Source organism: Polaromonas sp. P1_E3 (assembly GCF_056405935.1).
In genome coordinates this window covers 1-5,109 of record NZ_JBFUBD010000197.1, presented here as the reverse complement: position 1 = coordinate 5,109, position 5,109 = coordinate 1, and the positions used below count along the sequence as shown (strand labels likewise).

The window sequence follows — 5,109 nt, the reverse complement described above, 5'->3', positions numbered from 1 at the left end:
AGGTGACAGTGAGGACATCGCCGCCAAAACCGTTTTCATAGCCAAGGTTCTGGATGTCATCCCACGAGAGTTCATCGGGCTTGCCGGGTAGCTGCAGGCCGCTGTATGTGACACCGACAGAGAGCGTGCCCTTGAGCTGGAACAGCACAGGAGGAAAATAGCGCAGCACCAGGGCCTGTTCCATATCGTTGTCGGGCCCGTACCGGTAGGCCAGCGTGCGTTCATGGTCGGCCGCGAAACCCTGCTCGTACACCGACCACAGCCGTTGCTCGATCTGCGGCGCCGTCTGGATGTCTTCGGCCCAGTTGCGCCGAACAGGCTCGGTCACGATGGCGCCGAAGGCATCGGGCTTGACCAGGTGGCGCACATTTTTCATGCGGTCCAGCATGGCCGGATGCGAATCGAACGGGTGCGGCACGCTGGCTGTTCCCATGGCTTTCATGAATTTCGCGGAGGCCGCGTAGGGTGCGAGACCCGAGGCCACAAACTGCGCAATACCAAGTTGCTGGCCGTGTTGCCGGTCTTGTTCGAACAGTTCACGCTCGATTTCCGACCGGTAACTTGCGTAAGCGGTGATCTTGATCAGCGATTCCACGATGGCTTGCGGCGAAACCAGCTTTGCGGCGGCGCGGTCGGCCTTGAATTCGCGTTCGCGGCTGTCACGCATCAGCGCGAATTCAAAGATCACCCGGTACAGGTACATCAGGTGGTAAACCGCCACCGTGAGGCCACCGCCGCGCATCATGCCGAGGTAGTGGTCGTACTGCACCAGCTTGGGCCCAAGCCGCGCGCTGCTGGCGGCGTCGCCACCGCGGAAATGCGCGAGCTCATGGCCCAGCACGGCATCAGCCTGGGCACGGTCGAGCAGCCGCAGCAGCGGAAGGCTGACAAACAGCGTACGGCCCGTAAGGGCCTGGCCGGCGACTGTAAGCGGCGCTTCGGTGACAAAAAAATTGGTGTCGATCCCCGCCACGATCTGTTTGGGCGGTGCAGTCTTCAGGCGCGCAGCCAACGCGCGGGTGTTGGCCCACAAGCCCGGCGCGTCACCGTCGCTGACCAGTTCCCCATCAACAGTGTTTCCCATGGCGGGGCGACGCAGCAGCCCGGCAATCGCAAAGAACACCGCGACGGCCACCACAAAACCGATCAAGGCGATCAGCTTGATGTAATACACGTGGAAGAAAAATGCCGTCACCCAGAAAGACAGCCACACCAGCATGGTCCCCTGCACCAGCATTTGGGCAGCGCTGGCCAGGCTCAACAGGCGCCAGCCGGTCACAAAACTCAGGTACTGCGCCTTTCGGTTCCAGAAGGCCACGGCGCCCAGCAGCAGTTCTATCAGCAGGATGACCACGCCGCCGGCAATGGTCCATTTGGCGATGAGATGCGCTGCATGAAACTGCCAGACATCGGAGAACGGCTCGCAGAACATGTCCCTGTCCTGCACGAGGTCGGCGTTGGCATCGGCGCATAGGCGGGAGACCGGGTTGTCACGGTAAAACTTCTTGGTGTGCGCCTTGCTTTCGGCGGACATGCTCGAATCCTGGTCGACCTGCCGCTCTATCGACTGGATGATGGTGCGGTCGAGCTGCTGCTGCGCGTGCCTGGCGAACAGCAGGGTTGAACCCGGAACCAGAAACAGCGTCACCAGCGCCAGGGCCAGTACTTTCAGCAGGTCTTTGCGGATCCTGCTGCTTGCCGTATTGCCGTCTTCACCAGCGACTGCCATGCGTTACCCCCCTTTTGTTATTAACCGCTTCGCTCAAATGGCGAATAGGTGGGTAATATACCGGCGCTCACCGCTTCAACGGCGGGGTGAAAGCAAGCCACCGGCGGTCAAACCGGCCAGACCACGCCCTTGTCGTTCAGGATGGCATCAAGAGGAATGTCGTGCGGTTCGGGCTCCATGTCGGGCAGCCAGCCCTGGGCATAGCCCAGGCCCACAGTGAAGGGACGTGGCTGCAGGGTCGCCAGCGTACGGTCATAAAAGCCGCCGCCATAGCCCAGCCGGTAACCGCCCGGCCCATAACCCACACAGGGCACAAACAGCAAGGTGGGAATAATCACCTCTGTATCTTTTGGTTTCGGAATGCCGTAAGCGTCCTCTTCCATGGGGCAACCCGGGTACCAGGCATGAAAAGTCAATGTCTTGTGCAGCTTGTTGACCACCGGCAAGCCAATCTTGCGCGGCGACCGCGCCGCTATGCTTTCTGTAGCTAGTTGCGCTTGTTCCACCTGGTCCAGCGCCGGATTTGACGATGAATCCTGGCTCAAAATGGCATCTTCCTGCCAGCGGTACAGCGCGGGCAACGGATCGAACTCGCCCTTGATGGGCCAGTACGCACCAATCACCTCATGGGGGGAACCTACCAGCCAGATGCGCATCACACGCTGCAGCAGGTCAGCCCGCACCAGGCGGTCAGGCATGTTCAGTCGCGCTTCCACCAGCGCCTTGCGTGTGCTTAATTTGTCCATAATGTCCCGATGCTATACAAATTTCTTACCGGCCCGGTACGTGCGGCCGCATTGCCTGCCATTTTCTCTGCCCTTGCCTGCCTGACGCTGCCTGCCCCTGTCACCGCCCAAACCAACCTTCCCGCAAGCGCCAGCGCAGCGGACAACGTGATTGTGGAGATGAACAAGGCCTTCAAGCGGGGCGACAGGGGCCGGCTTGCACAACTGCTGCCCCAGGCGCGGGGCCATGCGCTTGAGCCCTGGGCTGCCTACTGGGAACTCAAGACACGGCTGGGTGAAGCCAGTGCGCAAGAGGTTCAGGATTTTTTCGGCCGTTACGCCGGCACCTACCAGGAAGACCGCCTGCGCAACGATTGGCTGCTGCTGCTGGGACAGCGCCGCGACTGGGCCGGTTTTGCCGCTGAATACCCCAACTACCGGATGAACGACGACAAGGAAGTGCGTTGCTACGCGCTGCTGGTCGAACACCTCAAAAATCCCGTGGCTGATGCACGCCTCGCAGACGAAGTGAAAAAGAACTGGTACGCACAACGCGAGGCAGACGACGGCTGCAACTCGGCCGCGGAGCGGCTGGTCTCCACCAAAAACCTCACGGCGCAGGACGTCTGGATCAAGGCCCGCCTGGCCACAGAGGCCAACCGGCCACGCGCAGCGACCAATGCGGTTCAGATCATCGCACCTGACGCCGTCGGCATGGTCAATGACCTGAACGCCAGCCCCATCAAGTTTCTGGCCGGCAAACACCTGGCGATCAGCAAGGCGCGGCGCGAAATCATCACGCTGGCCTTGATCAAAATGGCGATTTCCGACACCGAAGGCGCTGCGTTCCAGCTGGAAAACAAGTGGGGCATGCAGCTGAACACCGAAGAGCGCAACTGGGTCTGGGGCGCGATCGGCCGCCAGGCCGCTACCCGCCTGGGCACCACGCCTGCAGGCGACGCCCTGCAGTACTTTGCCAAGGTCACCAAGGACACCGACCTCAGCGACGACATGCTGGGCTGGAAAACCCGCGCCGCATTGCGCGCGGGCGCACAGCCCAACTGGACGCTGGTGCTGGCAGCCGTCAACGCCATGAGCGACGACGCGCGCAAGGACCCCACCTGGAGCTACTGGAAAGCGCGTGCGCTGCTGGCCACCGCACCGCCGGATGCAGCGCCCAAAATCCCCGTTGTCGTAGCCACCACGCCCGGCGTGACCCAGACCATCAGCACCGGCATCACCATTGCGCCGCAACGGGCCGAGGCCCTGGCCTTGCTGCAGTCTTTTGCGTCGGTTCGCGGGTTTTACGAGCAGCTCGCACTGGAAGAGCTGGGTCAGAAGATCACCGTGCCGGCCAGTCCCGCGCCGCTGACGGCCGAGGAAAAAGAAGCTGCACGGCTGAACCCGGGCTTGAACCGCGCCGCCTACGCCATTGCCATCGGCCTGCGCCCCGAGGGCACGCGCGAGTGGAACTACAGCACCAATCTGCACAAGCGCGGCGGCATGGGTGACCGCGAACTGCTGGCAGCCGCCCAGTTCGCCTGTGACCGCCAGATCTGGGACCGCTGCATTAACACGAGCGAACGCACCAAGGGCGAGATCGACTTCGAACAGCGTTTTCCGATGCCTTTCCGCGAAACGGTGACCAAACGCAGCCAGTCCATTAATCTGGACCCGGCCTACGTGTACGGCCTGATCCGCCAGGAAAGCCGTTTCATCATGGACGCCCGCTCCGGCGTGGGTGCTTCGGGCCTGATGCAGGTCATGCCGGCCACCGCGCGCTGGACGGCCAAAAAAATCGGTCTCGAAGGCTTCACGCAGGACCAGCTCAATGACCGCGACACCAACATCGCCATCGGCACGGCCTACCTCAAATTCGCACTGGACGACTTCAACGGCTCAATGCCCATGGCCGCGGCCGCCTACAACGCCGGCCCGGGACGGCCGCGCACATGGCGCAACGGGCCAGTGCTGGACGCCGCGATCTGGGCCGAAAACGTGCCGTTCAGCGAGACGCGCGACTACGTGAAAAAAGTGCTGTCCAACACCACCAACTACGCGGCCATCCTGACGGGGCGGCCGCAGTCGCTGAAAGCAAGGTTGAGCACTGTGGGGCCGAGGGATGCGGCGCAGCCGGAGCCTTATAAAGATTTGCCTTGAAGTCCTTTAGGGACGGTCGCGAGCAGCTATTGAATTGATAGCGGTTTTTAGGATCATCATTGATTGGACGGCGCGCTCTTTGCTGAGTGTTGCTGGCCGGGGGTTGCCCGGCATGCAACTCACTTTCTTTTGCTTCGCCAAAAGAAAGTCACCAAAGAAAAGGCGACCCTGGTTCCTGCGTCCCTTCGCTGCGCTACGGGCAACCTGTGGTGCTCAGTCCAGCCGGGGTCAAAAACAACTCGCTTCGCTCAAACAAGTTTTTGCCCTGATCCGTCTGGCCCTGCGCTCCTCGGCGCATACACAAGGGCCAATCGGGAGCGGGGACAGAAATACAAAACCAACACAAATACCAACAAGGACTCGCCACGGCGAGTCCTTGTTTCTTCTGGTATTTCGGGTTTTGTTTTCGGTTGTTTGGTATTCCTGCCTCCACCCCCTTCTGTATGCGCCGAGGAGCGCAGGTTCAGGCGGATCAGGGATCGCGATTGTCTGAGC

At 61.4% G+C, this 5,109-nt stretch carries 3 protein-coding genes; 1 reads left to right on the top strand and 2 read right to left on the bottom strand.

What is annotated here, in order from left to right; translation table 11 throughout:
• Positions 1-1,729, bottom strand: a 1,729-nt coding sequence (locus AC1D0Z_RS15735) for a M48 family metallopeptidase (protein ID WP_477659159.1), incomplete at its 3' end; no start/stop codon positions are given.
• Between the two features lie 107 nt (positions 1,730-1,836).
• Positions 1,837-2,475: a 5-formyltetrahydrofolate cyclo-ligase gene (locus AC1D0Z_RS15730; RefSeq protein WP_477659158.1), complete on the bottom strand. Its 639-nt coding sequence runs from the start codon at positions 2,473-2,475 to the stop codon at positions 1,837-1,839.
• Positions 2,476-2,484: 9 nt separating this feature from the next.
• Between AC1D0Z_RS15730 and AC1D0Z_RS15725 the strand changes: the two genes are divergently transcribed.
• Positions 2,485-4,614 carry a lytic transglycosylase domain-containing protein gene (locus AC1D0Z_RS15725; RefSeq protein ID WP_477659157.1) on the top strand — a complete coding sequence of 710 codons (2,130 nt, stop codon included), beginning with the start codon at positions 2,485-2,487 and terminating at the stop codon, positions 4,612-4,614.
• Positions 4,615-5,109: the final 495 nt, after the last annotated feature.

Coding starts and splice junctions, on each gene's coding strand:
- AC1D0Z_RS15730 (WP_477659158.1), bottom strand. CDS start 2,475: ATGGACAAATTAAGCACACGCAAGGCGCTGGTGGAAGCGCGACTGAAC.
- AC1D0Z_RS15725 (WP_477659157.1), top strand. CDS start 2,485: ATGCTATACAAATTTCTTACCGGCCCGGTACGTGCGGCCGCATTGCCT.